The following is a 20,532-nucleotide window of genomic DNA, read 5'->3' as shown; positions in this document are numbered from 1 at the left end:
CAGTTCTTATTTGGAATAGCTCCTCACAACGCTGCTAATAAAAACGAATATGGAGATAACACCGTGAGCATAAAACACTGGATGAGCGCACCCATCGCGGTTGCGACCTTATTCGCCAGCCAATTATTTTTGGTCGGCGCTCCGTTGGCAGCAGAAGATAAAGGCCTCGTCGACCCTCGAAATGACGTCTTTGAACAGAACCACCCTGATCAATACCACTCTTGGAAAGCAACCTCTGAAAGCGAACACATTGAAGATGCCCTAAGTGAAGATCCAAACATGGTGATCTTGTGGGCAGGCTACGGCTTTGCTAAAGACTACAACAAAGCGCGCGGTCACTTTTACGCACTTGACGATGTTCGCCAAACCTTACGCACTGGCGCACCGACTGATGAAAAATCTGGCCCTATGCCAATGGCCTGTTGGAGCTGTAAAAGCCCTGACGTTGCTCGCGTGATTGATGAACGTGGTGAAGACGGTTATTTCGAAGGTAAATGGGCACGATTGGGCTCAGAAATCGTCAACCCTATTGGTTGTTCTGACTGTCACGACACTCGCTCTGAAGAATTTAAGAAAGGCGAACCAGCACTGGCGGTAACTCGCCCTTATGTCGAGCGTGCTTTTGATACTATTGGTAAAAACTTTGATGAACAATCTCGCCTAGATAAGCAAGCATCGGTCTGCGCTCAATGTCACGTTGAATACTACTTCACCGGCCCGACTAAAGCGGTCAAATTCCCATGGGATATGGGCACCACCGTTAATGACATGGAGAAATACTACGACGCGTTGAATTTCAAAGATTGGACGCATGCAGTATCTAAAGCTCCGATGCTAAAAGCACAACACCCAGGTTACGAAACGTGGCGTGATGGCATCCATGGCAAGAACAAAGTGGTGTGTGTGGACTGCCACATGCCAAAAGTGACCAAAGAAGACGGCACCGTTTACACCGACCACAAAGTGGGTAACCCATTTGACCGCTTCGAAGACACTTGTGCACAATGTCATACCCAAACTAAAGAGCAGCTACAAGGCATCGTTTCGACTCGCAAAGCGCAAGTACTGAACATGAAGCTAACCGCCGAGAAGCAAATCGTAGCGGCACACTTTGAAGCAGGCGCAGCGTGGAAAGCAGGTGCTACAGAAGATGAAATGCAGCCAATCCTACAAGATATTCGTCATGCCCAATGGCGTTGGGATTACGCGATTGCCTCTCATGGCGTGCACATGCATGCACCTGAGGTTGCACTTGAAGTACTGGGTACTGCTGTTGACCGCGCAGCAGATGCCCGAACCAAGCTAGTTCGCTTACTGGCAACCAAGGGCATTACTGAACCAGTGCAAATTCCAGATATCTCGACCAAAGCGAAAGCACAAGAAGCACTTGGTATGGATATGGAAAAAATGAACGCAGATAAGAAACACTTCCTAGAGACTGTCGTTCCGGACTGGGATAAAGCCGCGGCCGAACGTGAAGCTACATACTGATCAGTATCGATTGCAGTAAGGTTACACAGATAAAACAAAGGGCGCAGAAGGCGCCCTTTTCTTTTAATAAAGAGATAGAAAAAATAAACTAGCGACGAGGCAGCCTCGGTCTAGGCTGAATATTTGGCCGCGTTTTAGGCATTTGCATATTAGGTCTTGTAGCAGGACGCTGGATTTGAGTCTCAGGCAGTGCTTTTCTTTGTTGCAGCTTTTCTTTCACCGCTTTGTCTTGTAAAGCCGCTGGCTCAATACGTTCTGGACGATTCTCCCACTTAGTTTGAATCTCTTGCTTTTGCTCTTCAGGCAGTGATTGCCAATGATCATCAAGTTGGCGCTTCATGTTATCGATATTGGCGGACATATCATCGTCCTTCCAATCTTCGACTTTGTCTTTGATGGACTGCTGTTGGTCTTCATCCAAGCCATTCCACCATTCTTCCAGCTTCTCTTTGTATTCGTCATCGTTGTCGCAACAACCCGGATAGTAATAAATCCAGTAGTCGTCATGATCGTACCACCACGGATCGTAATAACCTGAAGAATAATAAACCGAAGAGGAAGAACCAGAATGATCGGAAGAGCTACAACCCGCCAATACAGAGCCGCACAGCAAAACCAATATGCTTAGTGCCTTATTTTTCATTCGTTGCCCACCTTTCCCTCTACTGCTTATTAAATTGTACGCTTACAACAGCTCTTTTGCTTTGTTGATAGAGTTAATGATTTGTACTCTATCTAAATTTGGATCATTAGAATCTAATAATAGTACCCAAGTATCAATGGCTTCCTGAAAGCGGAATGACAGAAAATGGTCATTTGCGATCAAAGACAAAGCTGCTTCATTGTGCGGTTCTATCTGTAGAGCTTGTTCCAGAAGCAGGCTGACTTCTTGCGTCATAGATTGTTGGTGGATGTAGTATAAAGTGGTCGCCTTCGCAGCAAGTTGCGTGGCACTGACAGGTTCAGTAAGTTGGATCGCGTAATCAAAACAAATCAACGCACCATCCAACTCACCTTCTAGCAGATAGCCCTGCCCTAACTGAAACCATAACTCAGCGTTGTTTGGGTCTTCACTCAGTTGATCTTGGATTTCCTGCATTATGTCGCGAGCAGTCATCATTCGAGACATTTCCGCTTGGATTGGTTGAGGCGGTGTCTGACGCAGCAATAAGAAACTTGCACTGGTCACGACGAGCACCAACAAACAAAAGCCAAACCACTGAGCAGGTTTCACTTTTGATGCACTCAAAGACAAGAGAACAATGAACAACCCCATCAAGGAGATGGCAACAAAGAACCAAACAGACATAACGCATCCTTTCAATAAAGATAACGCCAGTGTACGTATTTCTTGTCTCGATTGCGTTGATACAGATACAAAAAAGCCGAGCGTTATGCTCGGCTTTCAAATTTAGCGATTAGGAAGAAGCTTACTCTTCTTCTGAACCTTCTGCTGCATCGTCTGCTGCTGGCGCTTCAGGAGCTTGACCTTCTGCGTTAGCCTCTGTTGCTTCTGCTTCTTCGCCTTCTGGCAATTCAACTTCTTCAACTTCGTCGATGCGTTGTAGACCAACTACTGATTCGTCTTCAGCTGTACGGATAAGTGTCACACCTTGGGTGTTACGACCAACTTGGCTGACTTCCGCTACACGTGTACGTACTAGAGTACCAGCGTCGGTGATCATCATCATCTCGTCGCCTTCTTCTACTTGTACCGCGCCAACAACTGGACCGTTACGCTCAGAAACCTTGATAGACACAACGCCCTGAGTTGCACGACCTTTCGTTGGGTATTCCGCTAGTTCAGTACGCTTACCGTAGCCGTTTTGTGTAACCGTTAGGATATCGCCTTCGTTAGACGGAACGATTAGAGAAACAACTTGGTCTTCGTCTGCTAGTTTCATACCGCGAACACCTGCCGCTGTACGGCCCATTGCACGTACTTTGTCTTCGCTGAAGCGAACCACTTTACCTGCTTTAGAGAACAGCATGATGTCGCTATCACCGTTTGTGATATCAACACCAATTAGTGAGTCATCGTCACGTAGGTTCACAGCGATTAGACCGTTTGAACGTACGTTTGCAAACTGGTTCAGTGGGGTCTTCTTAACCGTACCATCGCCTGTCGCCATGAAGATAAATTTCTCTGGTGAGAACTCATCAACAGGAAGAATTGCAGTGATACGTTCACCTTCCTCTAGAGGAAGGATGTTTACGATTGGCTTACCACGTGCAGTACGAGTTGCATGAGGCAATTGGTACACTTTCAGACGGTAAGTCTTACCACGAGTAGAGAAACACAGAATGTTATCGTGAGTATTTGCAACAAGTAGACGTTCGATGAAGTCTTCATCTTTCATCTTCGTTGCACTCTTACCTTTACCACCACGGCGCTGAGCTTCGTAGTCGCTTAGAATTTGGTACTTAACGTAACCTTCGTGAGACAGAGTTACTACTACGTCTTCACGAGCAATCAGCTCTTCCATGTCGATGTCATGGGTAGCTGCTGTGATTTCGGTACGACGAGCATCGCCGTAACCATCGCGAACTGCTTCAAGCTCTTCGCGGATCACTTCCATTAGACGCTCAGTGCTTGCAAGGATGTGCATTAGCTCTGCGATTTCATCTAGAAGTGCTTTGTATTCATCAAGAATCTTCTCGTGCTCTAGACCGGTTAGACGGTGTAGACGAAGTTCTAGAATAGCTTGCGCTTGAGTCTCAGTTAGGTAGTACAGACCATCACGGATACCGTATTGATCTTCTAGCCATTCAGGACGAGCTGCATCAGTACCAGCACGCTCAAGCATTGATGCTACGTTACCAAGATCCCAACCACGCGATACCAAGCCAACTTTTGCTTCTGCTGGTGTTGGTGCGTTTTTGATTAGCTCGATAACTTCATCGATGTTTGCAAGAGCAAGAGACAGTGCCTCAAGGATATGAGCACGTTCACGCGCTTTGCGTAGTTCGAAGATAGTACGACGAGTGACAACTTCACGACGGTGGTCAACGAAGCACTTCAACATGTCTTTTAGGTTGAATAGCTGTGGCTGGCCGTTGTTTAGCGCAACCATGTTGATACCGAAAGTCGTTTGAAGCTGAGTTTGTGCGTAAAGGTTGTTTAGAACCACTTCACCCACAGCGTCGCGCTTACATTCAATTACGATACGCATACCGTCTTTATCAGACTCGTCACGTAGCGCACTGATGCCTTCTACTTTCTTATCTTTAACTAGCTCAGCGATCTTTTCGATCAAGCGAGCTTTGTTTACCTGGTAAGGGATTTCAGTGACGATGATGGTTTCTTTACCATTCTTCTCCACTTCGATTTCCGCTTTTGAACGCATGTAGATCTTGCCGCGACCAGTTTTGTACGCGTCTACGATGCCTTTACGACCGCTGATTAGCGCTGCCGTAGGGAAATCAGGACCAGGAATGTAATCCATTAGTTCATCAATCGTGATTTCTTCATTATTGATGAACGCAAGACAGCCATCGATCACTTCGCCAAGGTTGTGCGGTGGGATGTTGGTTGCCATACCTACCGCGATACCAGAAGCACCGTTTACCAATAGGTTAGGAATTTTAGTTGGAAGAACCGCTGGGATTTGCTCCGTACCATCGTAGTTAGGTACGTAGTCCACGGTTTCTTTATCTAGGTCAGCCAGAAGTTCGTGGGCAATTTTCGCCATACGTACTTCGGTATAACGCATTGCCGCAGCAGAGTCGCCATCGATCGAGCCAAAGTTACCTTGACCATCGACCAGCATGTAACGAAGTGAGAACGGCTGAGCCATACGTACGATTGTGTCGTACACAGCACTATCACCGTGTGGGTGATATTTACCGATTACGTCGCCGACAACACGGGCTGATTTTTTATATGGTTTGTTCCAATCGTTGCCTAGTACGTTCATCGCGAATAAAACGCGGCGGTGTACTGGTTTTAGGCCATCACGCACATCTGGAAGAGCACGACCCACGATTACTGACATCGCGTAGTCTAGGTATGAACCTCTAAGCTCATCTTCAATGTTTACGGGCGTGATCTCTTTAGCTAAATCGCTCATAGAGCCATTATCCCTCTATTATCTGATCGTAATTACGATACGTGTAAGGTGCAAAAATATAACACACAATTCATCAACGGGGCATCACTTTCCCACTCGTTTTATCAGGTTGTGAGCTTCGTTATGAGTTAAATGAAGAGAATTTGCACATTCATCCCATATCTTTCTGAAAACTGACTACATTTCCACCAACACCGCTCAAAAATCTCCCCTGTAACGATTGTGAGAAAAGAAGCAGTTTTAACGTATCGTACCATTGGAGTATAATCACGCCTTCCAAAGGACTATTAGCGAAGCGATATTACTATCATGACAAAAGCACAAAACGTCGACCCAAGTGAAATTAAGAAATTCGAAGAGATGGCTTCCCGTTGGTGGGATTTAGAAGGCGAATTCAAACCACTTCACCAAATTAACCCGCTTCGCTTGAACTATGTCCTAGAGAAAGCTGACGGCCTATTTGGCAAAAAAGTGCTCGATGTTGGCTGTGGTGGTGGCATCCTTGCGGAAAGCATGGCAAAAGAAGGCGCCATCGTTACCGGTCTTGATATGGGCAAAGAGCCATTAGAAGTGGCACGTCTTCATGCTCTCGAGACAGGCACTAAGCTGACTTATATCCAAAGCACTATCGAAGACCACGCAGCAGAAAATGCAGGTACTTATGATGTAGTGACTTGTATGGAGATGCTAGAGCACGTTCCTGACCCACTGTCTGTGATTCGCTCTTGTGCAGCGCTCGTGAAACCAGGCGGTCATGTCTTCTTCTCAACTTTAAACCGCAACATGAAATCTTACCTGTTTGCTATTGTCGGCGCAGAGAAACTGCTGAGAATCGTTCCAGAAGGCACACACGACCATGAGAAGTTCATCAAACCAGCAGAAATGATGAAGATGATTGATCAAACTGACCTAACCGAAATGGGCATCACAGGTTTGCACTACAACCCTCTTAACGACAGCTACAAGCTCGGTCGTAATGTGGATGTAAACTACATCGTTCACACTACTAAATATTGATTTTTAGGATCGCGGCGTTGTTCGTGATTAGGCAAAACTCGATATGAAATTTATGGGAAAGCGGTAGCACATGAGCGCCGCTTTTTTTGTCAATTTCTGTCGAAAAAAAGTGCTCTAGATTCCATTTTGACCAATCTATTTTTAACAAACAAAAACTGTCAAAGATCAAGGAAAATATTTTTACATGCGGTTATTTATGAACCGATCTGAAAAACGTAATTTTCCCCATTCAAGTCAGCCCTTTTCTCATCGGTTAGTGTCCACTTACTGATTTTTTTAATTTTGTTAGTTATCCACAAGTCATCCCAAATCTGTACCTTGAAAAATTGGGGTAACAGCACTATCTTGTAACTCGCAAACAAATGAACCCCTATATGTTGTGTTTAAGCTACAATATATAGATAGACTTTGATCACAAAGCCGCCGCAAGTTTTACAAATTTTGCACATAAACAAACAAAAACACGGCTTTTATCAGTTTTCTTAGGGAAATAAAGCAGAATGAACCAACAACTTACCGTCACTAAGCGTGATGGCCGCAAAGAAACTATCGATCTGGAGAAAATCCATCGCGTTATTACTTGGGCTGCCGAAGGTCTTAACAACGTTTCAGTATCACAAGTAGAATTACGTGCTCACATCCAGTTTTATGACGGCATCACCACGTCAGATATCCACGAGACGATGATCAAGTCTGCTGCAGACCTGATTTCAGAAGAGACACCGGACTACCAATACCTAGCTGCTCGCCTAGCGGTATTCCACCTACGTAAAAAAGCATACGGCCAATACGAGCCGCCAACGCTGCATGACCACGTAGCTCGTCTTGTTGATATGGGTAAGTACGATAAGCACATCCTAGAAGACTACACAAAAGCGGAATTAGACGAGCTTGATGCGTACATCGACCACAAGCGCGACCTTGATTTCTCTTACGCAGCCGTAAAACAGCTAGAAGGTAAGTACTTCGTACAAAACCGTGTATCAGGTGAAATCTACGAAAGTGCTCAGTTCCTGTACATTCTTGTGTCTGCTTGCCTGTTCGCTAACTACCCGAGAGAAACGCGTCTTGACTACATCAAGCGTTTCTACGATGCGACATCGACATTTAAGATTTCTCTGCCTACACCGATCATGTCTGGTGTACGTACGCCTACTCGTCAGTTCAGCTCATGTGTACTGATCGAATGTGGCGATAGCCTTGATTCTATCAACGCAACAGCAAGCTCTATCGTGCGTTACGTTTCTCAACGTGCAGGTATCGGTATCAATGCAGGTCGTATCCGTGCGCTAGGTTCTGAAATCCGCGGTGGTGAAGCATTCCACACAGGTTGTATCCCATTCTACAAATACTTCCAAACAGCAGTGAAATGTTGTTCTCAAGGTGGTGTTCGTGGCGGTGCAGCAACGGTGTTCTACCCGCTATGGCACGGTGAAGCTCGCTCACTATTGGTGCTTAAGAACAACCGTGGTGTAGAAGAGAACCGTGTTCGTCACATGGACTACGGTGTTCAGTTGAACAAACTGATGTACCAACGCCTAGTGGAAGGTGGCAACATCACGCTATTCTCACCGTCTGACGTACCTGGTCTATACGACGCATTCTTCGAAAACCAAGAAGAATTCGAACGTCTATACGTGAAATACGAAAACGATCCTTCAATCAAGAAAGAGACCGTTAAAGCAATTGAGATGTTCACTCTACTAATGCAAGAGCGTGCATCAACAGGCCGTATCTACATTCAGAACGTGGACCACTGTAATACTCACAGCCCGTTCGATTCAGAAGTTGCGCCAGTTCGTCAATCAAACCTATGTTTGGAAATCGCACTGCCAACTAAGCCTCTGAAAAACGTTGAAGATGATTCAGGTGAGATCGCACTATGTACGCTTTCTGCATTTAACCTTGGTGCTATCAAATCGCTAGATGATTTCGAAGAGCTATCTGAGCTTGTAGTGCGTGCGCTAGACGCTTTGCTTGATTACCAAGATTACCCACTACCAGCAGCTTACAAGTCGACAATGAACCGTCGTACGCTGGGTGTTGGCGTTATCAACTTCGCATACTACCTAGCGAAGAATGGCGTTAAGTACTCTGACGGCAGCGCAAACGGTCTAACTCACCGTACATTTGAAGCGATTCAATACTACCTATTGAAAGCCTCTGTAGCGCTTGCGAAAGAGCAAGGTAAGTGTCCTTCGTTCCACGAAACGAACTACGCGAAAGGTCTACTGCCAATCGACACTTACAAGAAAGACGTTGATCTAATTTGTGAAGAAGAGCTGCACTACGATTGGGACAGCCTACGTCAAGAAATCATGGAACACGGTCTACGTAACTCAACACTGACTGCGCTAATGCCATCTGAGACTTCTTCTCAGATCTCTAACGCAACAAACGGTATTGAGCCACCACGTGGTTTCGTGTCTGTTAAAGCGTCGAAAGACGGCATCCTGAAGCAAGTTGTGCCAGATTTTGCTGAGCTGAAAGACAACTACGAACTGCTTTGGAACATCGGTTCTAACGACGGTTACCTACACCTTGTGGGCATCATGCAGAAATTCGTTGACCAAGCGATCTCTGCAAACACAAACTACGACCCTTCTGGTTACGAGAGCGGTAAGGTTCCAATGAAGAAACTTCTTCAAGACCTTCTAACTGCGTACAAGTTTGGTGTGAAGACACTTTACTACCATAACACTCGTGACGGCGCGAAAGACGACCAGAAAGACGCAGTTCAACCACAAGATGACGATTGTGCAGGCGGCGGTTGTAAGATTTAATCTCCCGCACCCTAACAATCCGTAGAAACAAACAATCGAATACCTCCCCTTTTGGGGAGGTCTAAAAGGAATTGAGGCATTATGGCTTACAGTACTTTTAACCAGAACAAAAACGACCAGCTAAAGGAACCAATGTTCCTAGGTCAATCAGTGAACGTTGCTCGTTACGACCAACAAAAATTCGAGATCTTCGAAAAACTAATCGAAAAGCAACTGTCTTTCTTCTGGCGTCCAGAAGAAGTTGACGTTTCAAGCGATCGTATCGATTACAACAAGCTACCAGACCACGAGAAGCACATCTTCATCTCAAACCTGAAGTACCAAACGCTGCTTGACTCAATTCAAGGCCGTAGCCCGAACGTTGCACTGCTTCCACTTGTTTCTCTGCCTGAGCTAGAAACATGGATTGAGACTTGGTCTTTCTCTGAAACGATTCACTCTCGTTCGTACACACACATCATCCGTAACATCGTGAATGATCCAAGTGTTGTATTTGACGATATCGTTGAAAACGAACACATCCTTAAGCGTGCGAAAGACATTGCACACTACTACGATGACCTAATTCAAGCGACAAACGACTACCACCGTTACGGTGAAGGTGAACATGTTCTGAATGGTGAAACGGTTAAAGTTAGCCTGTACGATCTGAAGAAGAAATTGTACATCTGTCTGATGTCGGTAAACGCGCTTGAAGCAATCCGTTTCTACGTAAGTTTCGCATGTTCATTTGCGTTCGCAGAACGTGAGCTAATGGAAGGTAACGCGAAAATCATCAAGCTGATCGCTCGTGATGAAGCACTTCACTTGAACGGCACGCAGCACATGATCAACCTGCTACGTAACGGTCAAGATGACTTCTTATTCATGCAAATCGCAGAAGAAGCAAAACAAGAGTGTTTTGACCTATTCAAAGAAGCGGCTGAGCAAGAAAAAGAGTGGGCTGAGTACCTATTTAAAGACGGTTCAATGATCGGTCTGAACAAAGACATCCTGAGCCAATACGTTGAGTACATCACTAACATCCGTATGCAAGCAGTAGGTCTGCCAGCAGCGTACCCTGAAGCGACGTCAAACCCTATCCCATGGATCAACGCTTGGTTGTCATCGGATAACGTTCAGGTTGCACCGCAAGAAGCAGAAATCTCTTCATACCTTGTTGGTCAGATTGACAATGAAGTAAGTGCAGACGACTTCGAAGGATTTGAGCTGTAATGCCAAATATCAAAATCAACAAACTCGTTAGCATTGAGTCCAACCCATCCAATACGATTTTGGAGACGATGGAACAAGCAGGCTTATTACCTGAATACAACTGTCGCGACGGCCACTGTGGTGCTTGTCGTTGTAAGTTGGAGTCGGGTGAAGTGGAGTACGTTGGTTTTGCCATGGCTTATACTCAGCCTGATGAGATACTGCCTTGTATTTGTAAGGCGAAATCAGACGTTTCACTGAGTGGTGTGAACTATGCGATGAAAGAAAAACGCGCCTAGTCCAAACCAGCTAAGCAAATACAATAAAGCCAAGGCAACCGCCTTGGCTTTTTGCTATCTGTCGTCTCGTCCTGAGATGAGTATCTCGCCCTTAAATGTATTTACGCAACGAGGGCGAAAACAGTTAAAGCATGCTTCAAATCGCACTACTCGGGATGTGCATATCTTTCACTTTCTCTAAGAAAGCATATTGAGCCGACATTGGTTTACGTTCTAGGTAACGGCGTAACAAGTCTAACGCGGCCGCACTGATAACTTTCACTTGGTCGTCGCGCTGATATTTTCTCGATAACTTATATAACGCCCCCCACTCGCCTGTTGAGGTAGAAAGCGCCACGGAAAATACTCCCTCTTCAAGCTTTCCGGTCACTAGCGCTAAATCCGTGCCGCACTTCTCACGCGTAGCACCCGCTAACGCAAAGGTCGCTGCTAATGGGTCTCCCTCGTCGGTAATGGTTTGGCTTTGACCTGCTAATACCCAACCATGACCAAACTGCTTTTCGACGTTCTCATCACTGTTAAGCCAATAGGTTAAGTGGCCTGCACTGCTTTTCTCTGAAACGGACAAGGTCAGTCCTTTATCTGACAGCATTTGGCCTACATGCTCAACCATCGGCACATCTACGCTCACCGTATTGGTTTCAAGGTGCTTGTGAATCAGTTGCATCAGCTTCATTCGCTGTTCTACCTGATTGGAAGGACCAAACAGCTTCACCTCGATAAACGGCAAGTAAGAGCGGTAACCAAGCTCATAACCCTGTGGCAATTTCATTTGGTCTAGTTTGTCTGAGATACCAGACTCTGACAGGCCAAAGGTATAAATACGACTGCAAGATGCGCTCTCAACTTCAGGGAATAGCTTCTTCAAGTCTGGCAGAATTTGCGTTTCTGCCATCAGTTTGAATTCGCTTGGCACACCCGGCGTAAAGTAAAACACCGCGTCATTAATCAGCATTTTAAAGCCACATGCCGTGCCTATTGGGTTATCCACGATTTCGGCTGTCTCTGGCAACATCGCTTGCTTGAGGTTACTATCCGGCATTGGGATACCACGACGAGCGTACATCGCCTCCAGATGCTCTAGCCAGCCTTTGAATAGCACTAGCTTACACTCGGCAGCTTTTGCCGCTGCAGCGGCGCTCATGTCGTCTGTAGTTGGGCCCAAACCACCATTAACGATTACGACATCGTTATTGAAGCTGAGCATAAGGAATTCTTCGATAAGGCTCGACTGTTTGTCACCAACGGTCGAACGCTTGGTTAAGCCAAATCCATGCTGATAAAACAAACTCGACAGCCAAGCTGCATTTGTATCAACAATGTCACCGTGAAGGACTTCTTCTCCGGTACTAAGCATAGCAATTTTCACAACTGACTCCTGAAAATAGGCAAAATCCACATTTTTTCGACATTATGCCTATATCGTTTTCATTTTATTAGACTAATCTCTTAGTGAATTTGTTGAGATTAAATTTAGGTCAAGTATTTAAATGGCTGTTCTTTTAAGGGATAATTGTGAGCCCGATCATCAAACCAATAACTCGGAGACCTCTGTGTCAAAATCATCCATGTTCAAGAAAACGCTAAGTGGTCTTGTTCTGACTGCGTCTGCTGCGGCAAATGCGAGCCAGTACGATATGAGTAACCATATCGAGTTTTCTTACACGCCTGATTGCCTGTCAGGTTACTGCGAAACAACCACCCTGTATAGCTTTGAGCCACAAAATCCTCGCTATGCGATGGGGTTAGATAGCGATGATTCTTTAAATCTCGACGCAGGTCTTCAACCAAAGCATCTTATCGTTCCAAAAGACAAAGATTGGGACTACCTTATGGGTCAAACTTACACCATTCTTGGTTTGAGTGTGGCGACTGTGGGTTTGATGACATTGCTGCCTGAAAGCATCACTAAGTGGGACGACGAAGATCGTGACATGAGCAAACTCGGTAGTAAGTGGAAAGACAACGTTTCTAGCGGTCCGGTTTGGGATCGTGACGAACACTTCCTAAACTACGTCATGCACCCTTACTTCGGTGGTGTTTACTACACAGCAGCACGCCACGCGGGCTACAACGAATTTGAATCCTTCCTGTACTCTGCGACCATGTCGACGTTCTTCTGGGAATACGGCGTAGAAGCATTTGCGGAAATCCCATCATGGCAAGACTTGTTTATTACTCCATTTTTTGGTGCTGTGGTCGGTGAAATGATGTTAACTGCTGAGCAAGACATTATTGCTGGCGGCGGTGAAGTAATGGGTTCAGAGACGATGGGTGACGTATCTTTGTTCTTCCTTAACCCAGTTGGCCATATCCATTACTGGGTATCCGATGCTTGGGGTGGTAGCGCAGAATTCCAATTCAGCTCATCGCCTTGGTTCGGTAACCAAGACGCCGCGAAATTCGCGATGGACTCTGGCGCAAGCTACGACAATGTCTTCTACGGTTTTGAAATGAAGGTAACCTTCTAAAACCAAACGGTTAAAGAGCAGCTCACGAGCTGCTTTTTTTTGTGCCCCAAGCAAAGTTTTCATTATTTGCGTCACGAATTAGCGTCAAAAATTGACCTCTGTCAAACATAACCCTCCCCCAGCACCTACACTGAAATTAAGAAAAAATTCCAATAACTTAAGTTCTTGAACCTTAAGCCCAAATAACTATAGCGATACGTCTACCCGTGCCGCGTCCAAACCTTATTCCGGGAGGGGACATTATGAACACTGTGTTTATCGTTAATTTCGTCGGTCAGGCATCACCAGCGACCATCAAACAACTTGCTGCTGTTACACATGAAAACGAGGGAAAATGGCTCATCAGTAAAGTGAACTTTATTGAAGACCAAGTCGCTGGCGTAATCAAAGTGGAGCTTCCTGAAGAAAACGCCGACACAGTAAAAGACGCGTTTTCCGCTTGCCAGACTCTTATCGTCAAGTTCGTCGATTCTGAGCCGCACTCTCATCGAGAAGATACGGTTTTCCAATTACGTCTCGACTCCAATGACCGCGCCGGTATTGTCAACGAGATTACTCACGTGCTCGACGGACAGGGCATTTCAATCTTAGATATGGACTGCCAACGTGTGTTCATTGCCGGCGGTGGTGGGGTCAGCTCTAGCCTATTCAGTGCGAAGATGGCCATCAAGCTACCTAGCGAATTGGAAATCGATGATGTGGCAAACGAGCTGGAATCACTCAGTGAAGATACCCGTGTGATTGTGGAAGGCTAACCTCCGCCCCCGATGCACATTCCAATATCAATGCCCAAATAAAGAAGAGCAGCGTTGTGCTGCTCTTTTCACGTTCAACCACTTTTTACGTCAAGCAAAGATAACTACTTCACTGACCATTGAGATAAAGAGCGTTTGAAATCTGAGTAATCAAACTCGTTCAGTTTTTGAATCTCACCACTTGAACGCTCACAGTATACCGATGGCATGCGCAGACCGTTAAACCAGTTTAGCTTCACCATGGTGTAACCCGCACTGTCCAGAATGTGTAGACGCTGGCCAATCTCTAATGGCTGTTCGAAGTTCGCCACACAGAACTGATCACCCGCTAGGCAAGAGCAAGAACCAATCACGTACTCGTGCTCGCCATTTTCTGATGCTTCTAGAATAGACGCAGGCTCATTGTAGATAAGGGTATCCAAACGGTGCGCTTCCGTTGCTGAGTCAACAATCGCCGTCTTCTTCACGTTCTCAACAATATCTACCACGGTCACGACAAGGTCGGTCGTTTTTGTGATGATTGCCTCTCCCGGCTCTAAGTACATTTGTACGCCGTGTTTTTCAGAGAAGGCTTTCAGCGCTAGGCCTAATTTCTCGATGTCATAGCCTGGCCATGTGAAGAATACACCACCGCCCATGCTGACCCAATCGAGTTTATTTAGGTATTCGCCAAACTGTTCGGAGATCGAATCCAGCAAACCAATAAATGCGTCCACGTCTTTGTTCTCACAGTTCATGTGGAACATCACACCATTAATGCCATCGAAAATTTCTGGCTTGATGTGGTCAGCTTGTACGCCAAGACGAGAGAACTGACGAGCAGGATTCGCTAAGTCTTGACCTGCGTAGCTTACGCCAGGGTTAAGGCGAAGACCAATAGATGCTTTGCCCTCAACGATATGACGGTAAGCAGCTAGCTGTGACTGAGAGTTGAAAATCATCTTGTCACAGATATCCGCTACTTCACGCACATCGTCTTCGCTGTAGCCAACGCTGTATGCGTGAGTCTCACCACCGAAAGTTTCGTAGCCAAGCTTCACTTCAAACGGGCCAGAGCTAGTCGTGCCATCTAAGTAAGGCTTGATGATGTCGAATACGCCCCATGTTGAGAAGCACTTAAGCGCCAACACAAGCTTCACACCAGAAATATCTTTCAGTTGCTTTGCTTTTTCTAGGTTCTCAACCAACTTGTCTTCATTGATCATGAAGTACGGGGTTTTAAGCTGTTCTTTGTTCATAACTAACCATTTATCAACCATTAACCCCCTCTAACTCCCCGTTAAAAAGGAGAAGGACTAAACTGAGCCACCTCTACTCTTGCCAAAAAAATGGAAAGATTGAAGCCACGATCAGTCTGTTTCTGCTCCTCCCCTTAAAAAGGAAAGTGAAAACTGTACTCGGTTTGCCTCAACTTCCCCCCTTTTAAAAGTGGAAGATTTGAAACTAAGCTCGGCCTGTTTTTGCTCCTCCCCTTTTTAAGGGGAGGCTGGGAGGGGTTAACCTCAAATACGACAAAAGCAGCCACGGCTTTACGCCATGACTGCTCAAATTATCTAAACAAGTTTAATGATTAAACTTATTTGTTCAGTTCGTGAATCAGCGGTAAGCCTTGGCCTGCTTCCAACTCCTGAACATGCCAATCTAGACCGATCGTTGGCATCGTTTCTAGGAATGGATCTGGGTCTAGCTGTTCCATGTTGAACACGCCTTTATCAGCCCACTTGCCACGGAAGAATTGCAGTGCTGCAGTAATTGCAGGAACACCTGTCGTGTAAGAGATCGCTTGGTGTTCAACATCTTCGTACGCGACTTCGTGGTCTGCGTTGTTGTAGATAAATACGCTGCGCTCTTTACCGTCTTTCTTACCTTGAACCCAAGTACCGATACACGTTAGGCCTGTATAACCAGGTGCTAGAGACGTTGGATCAGGTAACATCGCTTTTAGTACGTGTAGAGGTTGAACGACTGTACCGTCGTGTAGCGTTAGTGGTTCTGGACTTAGTAGGCCAATATCACGCATTACGTTGAAGTAGTTTAGGTAACGGTCACCGAAACCCATCCAGAACTCAATGCGTTTTGCTGGGATGAATTCTTTCATCGAACGAACTTCATCGTGCGCCATTGAGTAAACTTTGTGTGAACCACAGTTCGGGAAATCGAACTCTAGCATACGAGAGTGACAAGGTACTTGTTTCCACTCGCCGTTTTCCCAGTAGAATGAATCGCCTTGGATCTCAAGCATGTTCGTTTCTGGGTCAAAGTTCGTCGCAAACTTCTTACCGTGATCGCCTGCGTTCACGTCCATTACGTCAATCGTGTCGATTTCATCAAACAGATGCTTCACTGCATACGCCGCGAATACTGATACTACGCCTGGATCGAAACCCGCGCCTAGGATACCCGTGATGCCCGCTTCTTCGAACTTCTCACGGTAGCCCCACTGCCAATCGTAAGCTTCAGGAACCTGCTGACCTTCGGAACATAGGTCAACCGCTACTGATGTATCTAAGTATGAAACTTTTGCTCGATAACACGCTTCCATGATTGGCATGTTAACCCACGGAGGACCCGCGTTGATCACTAGATCCGGTTTTACTTCTTCAATAAGAGCAACCAGAGAATCTACGTCGTCAGCATTCACTGCACGCGCGTCTAGTTTCTTAGCTGAATCTTTCAGGTTGTTTTTCTTCTGAATCGATTCGATGATCTTCTCACACTTACCGATAGTACGTGATGCGATTGTGATATCACCCAGAACGTCGTTGTTTTGTGCTGCTTTATGTGCAACAACCCAGCCAACGCCGCCTGCACCAATCTGTAGAACTGCCATAGTTTTCCGTTACCTTTATTAAACTAGCTCAACTGCTAGCGTGTTGATTTTCAAGAGCAAAGATTCAAAGTCCGCTGTCGTCAGACAAGGATTCAAAATCGTAAATTTAAGAGCGGTCTTACCATCAACGATGGTTTCACCAAGAACTGCGATACCGCGAGTCAACGCTTCAAGACGCAACGCTTTGTTCAGTTCATCTAAATCTGCAGATGCGTTGTTTGTGCGTACATTGGTTGCACGGAATAGAACCGTAGAAAGTGCTGGTTCAGCAAGAAGTTCAAACTGCTCGTGGTTGCGAACCATGTCGGCAACTTGCTGCGTTTGTACCAATAAGTGATCGTACATATCGCCAAGCGCCTTAGGACCCACGTTTTGCATCGTCATAAAGACTTTCAATGCATCAAAACGCTTCGTCGTTGCGATAGATTTGTCTACCAAGTTAGGTAGCTCATCGTGTTCGCGGTTCAGGTAGTCAGCATGATGAAGTAGGAACTTAAAGTTCGACTTATCGTTCACCAACAACGCGCCACAGCTGATTGTTTGGTAGAACAGTTTGTGGAAGTCGACACTGATTGAGTGCGCACGCTCTACACCTTTCAGGCGCGATTTGTGGCTGCTCAGAATCAGTGCACCGCCATAAGCACCATCCACGTGCATCCACATTTCGTGTTTCGCTGCCATATCCGCAATGAAGTTTAGATCGTCAATTGCACCGTGATCGGTCGTACCTGCTGTGCCAACAATAGCGAATGGAATCAAACCTTCTGCTTTTGCCTGCGTTAAAACGTGATCTAACTGAGTAACATCCATCGTTCCGTCAGCGTTCGCATCGACAGTCATCACGGCTTTCTCACCCAGTCCCATCCAAGATGCTGACTTTTGAACCGTGAAGTGCGATTTCTTCGAACATACGATACGAAGTTTGTTCGCGTATTCTGGAAGACCCAGCTTCTGAATTGAGTGGTTACTTAGCTTGTCTGCAACCCAGTCACGCGCAAGCATTAGGCCCATCTGGTTGCTTTGTGTACCACCGCTAGTGAAAATGCCATCCGCCTTCTCACCAAGCTCATACTTGTCGCACAGCCAGTTAATCACCTTTTGCTCTACGTAAGTCGCAGAAGACGCTTGATCCCATGAATCCATTGATTGGTTCAACGCTGCAATCATGGCTTCTGCTGCTACCGCAGGCATCAAAGGAGGCGTGTGCAGGTGAGCAATACAATCTGGGTGCTGAGTGAAAATCGCATTCTTCGCGACAAGCTCAGCCGCCTCATCAATTACAGATTTGAGCGGTGCGTTTTTGTTGTCCAAGTCGATCGCGTTGATTGCCGTTTCCAGCAACTTAGGGTTCATACCAGAGTATGGCGCATTGACCTGTTCGAATACCGACTTCATCGCCGCAGTCGTATGGTTCATTACCGATGCAAATTCAGCGCTGCCAAGTTCACCTGTATGAATAAAGTGCTTTTTCCACTCTTCTTGTGGGTCTGCTTCAACATAGTTACCGCCTGCAGCGATAATTGCGTCTTCCAGAACTCGAAGTGCAAAGTCAATTTGCTCGAAAGAAATGATAAGTGGCGGAAGGAAGCGAATAACAGAGCCATCACGGCCACCCTTTTCTACCATCAAGCCACGTTCAAGAGCCGCGCGTTGAATATCAAGAGTAAGCTGGCCATCTGACAAAGGCTCACCGAACTTATTGAGTTTGCCGTTTGGATTCTTAATTTCTACACCCAGCATTAAACCTTTACCGCGAACATCCGCGATACAGTTAACGCGTTTTTGAATGCTCTCAAGACCAAAGCGTAGGTACTGGCCTGCAACATTTGCATGCTCAACAAGATTGTCGCGTTGGATTATTTCTAGTGCTTTCGCACCTGACACCATTGCTAACTGGTTGCCACGGAACGTACCAGTGTGCTCACCTGGCTTCCATGTATCGTGTTGCTTGTTGATCACCAACAGTGACATTGGCAAGCCACCACCGATCGCTTTAGACAAACACAAAATATCAGGAACAATGCCCGCTTCTTCGAATGCGAAGTTGTAGCCCGACTTACCGACACCACATTGAATTTCATCAAAAATCAGTAGGATACCGTGATCGTCACAGATGCGGCGCAGCTCACGTAGCCAAAATGCAGGAGCAGGAATCACACCGCCCTCACCTTGTACTGGCTCTACAATGATTGCAGCTGGCTTCATGATGCCTGCTTCGTCGTCGTTCAGTAGACGCTCGATGTAACGAATGCTTGCTTTCGCACCTTCATCTCCACCTAGACCAAACGGGCAACGCAAGCTGTAAGGGAATGGCATAAAGTGCACGTCTGACATCAAACCAGTACGACGAGCTTTGGTGCCCAAGTTCCCCATCATACCCATAGTGCCGTTCGTCATACCGTGGTAGGCACCGCGGAAAGCAAACATGGTGTTACGACCCGTGGTTTGTTTGGCCAGCTTGATTGCTGCCTCAACCGCGTCTGCACCAGAAGGGCCACAGAACTGAATCACGCAGTTGTCACTCAGCTCTTGAGGAAGAAAGCCTTTAACAGACTTAATAAAATGCGTTTTCGCAGATGTCGCGATATCCAGAGTTTGGTACGGCAGACCAGAGTCCAATTGTTCTTTTAGCGCTTGGTTAATTTCTGGATGGTTGTAACCTAGAGCCAAAGTGCCCGCGCCAGCAAGACAATCTAAGAAGATCTGGCCTCGCGTATCTTCGACCAAACAGCCATAAGCTTGTTTAATCGCGATAGGTAAACGACGTGGGTAAGAACGAACCTCAGATTCATGTTCAGCCTGTTCAAGAAGCACTTGATCAGGAGTTAGGTCATACGTTCCTTCAACAATAGGAACCTGAGAGGAAAAGTAATTTGCGATAGTGTTATCGACTTCAAAGGCAGTGCTCATACTACATAATCCCTTGAATTATAATGATTCTCTTTCCTGTATTTATTCTTGTTAGTATTAAATAACAGGAAATACAGATATACCTCCGCATTCATCGTTACTTAAACGACAAATACAGATACCCCGTCACGACGAACGCGACTTTTATTGTGCTTGGAGAGTAATCAAGGTTCCGTAATGCATCCGTTTTGTAAAACGGGACATTTCGGCAGTATGAAGCTGATTAGTGTGTGTTTGTTTAAAGGTTTCAATGTTGGGTTTCCCATTAACATGCTGCTTCTTACAGCACTAGTATCCCGTCTATCGACAAATGGCTTTGCCGATACCTACCCTACGTAATGTCACAATCAGCTTGAATGGTCATTACGCGTATCCCCCAGAGAATCAAAGTCGTAATAATACGCTCCGAGATTGCGCGCGAATTTATCACAAAATAAAATCTTCTGGCAATATGTTTTCACAGGTTGCATATTGATTTAGATCACAATCGGCGGCAAACGTTTACTCGGTTCATTTTCATTAATATTGATATGTATCGCAGAAAAGCGTCTTAAATCCATCAACGGTTGAAAACAGAAAATATAAAGACAGCCCGCTTGTACGGCTCTGAGAAGGCATTTTCTTACTACGCCATAAGAGTGTTAAAGCAAGATTTGAGAGGGATTCTATACAATTGGATGTATGAAGCCGCTGGGTAGAACTGAAGGAAGAC

At 45.9% G+C, this 20,532-nt stretch carries 14 protein-coding genes; 7 read left to right on the top strand and 7 right to left on the bottom strand.

Features of this window, described 5'->3' with window-relative positions; translation table 11 throughout:
* Window positions 1–63 precede the first annotated feature (63 nt).
* The gene (gene nrfA, locus GXP65_RS10200) at window positions 64–1,491 is read left to right on the top strand and encodes an ammonia-forming nitrite reductase cytochrome c552 subunit (RefSeq protein ID WP_045402976.1); all 1,428 of its coding nucleotides are present in this window, start codon (window positions 64–66) and stop codon (window positions 1,489–1,491) included.
* 88 nt (window positions 1,492–1,579) lie between these two features.
* On the opposite strand, the gene GXP65_RS10195 is transcribed toward nrfA, so the two are convergent.
* The 3 genes from GXP65_RS10195 to gyrA form a co-directional block, all read right to left on the bottom strand.
* The gene (locus GXP65_RS10195) at window positions 1,580–2,134 is read right to left on the bottom strand and encodes a hypothetical protein (protein ID WP_038889981.1); all 555 of its coding nucleotides are present in this window, start codon (window positions 2,132–2,134) and stop codon (window positions 1,580–1,582) included.
* A 42-nt stretch (window positions 2,135–2,176) separates the two neighbouring features.
* Window positions 2,177–2,800: a cytochrome c gene (locus GXP65_RS10190; RefSeq protein ID WP_050909038.1), complete on the bottom strand. Its 624-nt coding sequence runs from the start codon at window positions 2,798–2,800 to the stop codon at window positions 2,177–2,179.
* 121 nt (window positions 2,801–2,921) lie between these two features.
* On the bottom strand, window positions 2,922–5,561 hold the full coding sequence (gene gyrA / locus GXP65_RS10185; RefSeq protein WP_005430650.1) for a DNA gyrase subunit A: 2,640 nt from the start codon (window positions 5,559–5,561) through the stop codon (window positions 2,922–2,924).
* Window positions 5,562–5,870: 309 nt separating this feature from the next.
* Between gyrA and ubiG the strand changes: the two genes are divergently transcribed.
* The 4 genes from ubiG to yfaE all read left to right on the top strand — a co-directional run bounded on the left by ubiG (window position 5,871) and on the right by yfaE (window position 10,854).
* Window positions 5,871–6,578: a bifunctional 2-polyprenyl-6-hydroxyphenol methylase/3-demethylubiquinol 3-O-methyltransferase UbiG gene (gene ubiG / locus GXP65_RS10180; protein WP_045369207.1), complete on the top strand. Its 708-nt coding sequence runs from the start codon at window positions 5,871–5,873 to the stop codon at window positions 6,576–6,578.
* Between the two features lie 500 nt (window positions 6,579–7,078).
* Window positions 7,079–9,361, top strand: coding sequence for a class 1a ribonucleoside-diphosphate reductase subunit alpha (gene nrdA / locus GXP65_RS10175; protein WP_038889977.1), 2,283 nt, complete (start codon window positions 7,079–7,081; stop codon window positions 9,359–9,361).
* Window positions 9,362–9,442: 81 nt separating this feature from the next.
* Complete coding sequence (gene nrdB / locus GXP65_RS10170; RefSeq protein WP_045378847.1) at window positions 9,443–10,576, top strand: class Ia ribonucleoside-diphosphate reductase subunit beta; 1,134 nt, start codon at window positions 9,443–9,445, stop codon at window positions 10,574–10,576.
* Window positions 10,576–10,854: a class I ribonucleotide reductase maintenance protein YfaE gene (yfaE, locus tag GXP65_RS10165; RefSeq protein ID WP_038889975.1), complete on the top strand. Its 279-nt coding sequence runs from the start codon at window positions 10,576–10,578 to the stop codon at window positions 10,852–10,854. Before nrdB ends, yfaE begins: the two co-directional genes overlap by 1 nt.
* A gap of 136 nt (window positions 10,855–10,990) precedes the next feature.
* Here the strand turns inward: yfaE and GXP65_RS10160 are convergent, their stop codons facing one another.
* The gene (locus GXP65_RS10160) at window positions 10,991–12,223 is read right to left on the bottom strand and encodes a CinA family nicotinamide mononucleotide deamidase-related protein (protein ID WP_162092717.1); all 1,233 of its coding nucleotides are present in this window, start codon (window positions 12,221–12,223) and stop codon (window positions 10,991–10,993) included.
* Between the two features lie 199 nt (window positions 12,224–12,422).
* On the opposite strand from GXP65_RS10160, the gene GXP65_RS10155 reads away from it, so the two are divergent.
* Together GXP65_RS10155 and GXP65_RS10150 are read left to right on the top strand one after the other, a co-directional pair.
* A complete protein-coding gene (locus GXP65_RS10155; RefSeq protein ID WP_045369213.1) occupies window positions 12,423–13,325 on the top strand; it encodes a DUF3943 domain-containing protein in 903 nt (300 codons plus the stop codon).
* 242 nt (window positions 13,326–13,567) lie between these two features.
* On the top strand, window positions 13,568–14,080 hold the full coding sequence (locus GXP65_RS10150) for an ACT domain-containing protein (RefSeq protein ID WP_086369174.1): 513 nt from the start codon (window positions 13,568–13,570) through the stop codon (window positions 14,078–14,080).
* A gap of 104 nt (window positions 14,081–14,184) precedes the next feature.
* Here the strand turns inward: GXP65_RS10150 and nspC are convergent, their stop codons facing one another.
* The 3 genes from nspC to GXP65_RS10135 all read right to left on the bottom strand — a co-directional run bounded on the left by nspC (window position 14,185) and on the right by GXP65_RS10135 (window position 19,820).
* A complete protein-coding gene (nspC, locus tag GXP65_RS10145; protein ID WP_162092755.1) occupies window positions 14,185–15,318 on the bottom strand; it encodes a carboxynorspermidine decarboxylase in 1,134 nt (377 codons plus the stop codon).
* Window positions 15,319–15,656: 338 nt separating this feature from the next.
* Window positions 15,657–16,910, bottom strand: a complete 1,254-nt coding sequence (locus tag GXP65_RS10140) for a carboxynorspermidine synthase (protein ID WP_041058319.1) — start codon at window positions 16,908–16,910, stop codon at window positions 15,657–15,659.
* An 18-nt stretch (window positions 16,911–16,928) separates the two neighbouring features.
* Complete coding sequence (locus tag GXP65_RS10135; protein ID WP_162092716.1) at window positions 16,929–19,820, bottom strand: pyridoxal phosphate-dependent class III aminotransferase; 2,892 nt, start codon at window positions 19,818–19,820, stop codon at window positions 16,929–16,931.
* Window positions 19,821–20,532: the final 712 nt, after the last annotated feature.

The sequence above is a fragment of the Vibrio sp. LB10LO1 genome (assembly GCF_010092875.1).
GTDB lineage: Bacteria > Pseudomonadota > Gammaproteobacteria > Enterobacterales > Vibrionaceae > Vibrio > Vibrio campbellii.
The sequence above is the reverse complement of the archived record's forward strand: the minus strand, read 5'-3'. Positions and strand labels throughout refer to the sequence as shown.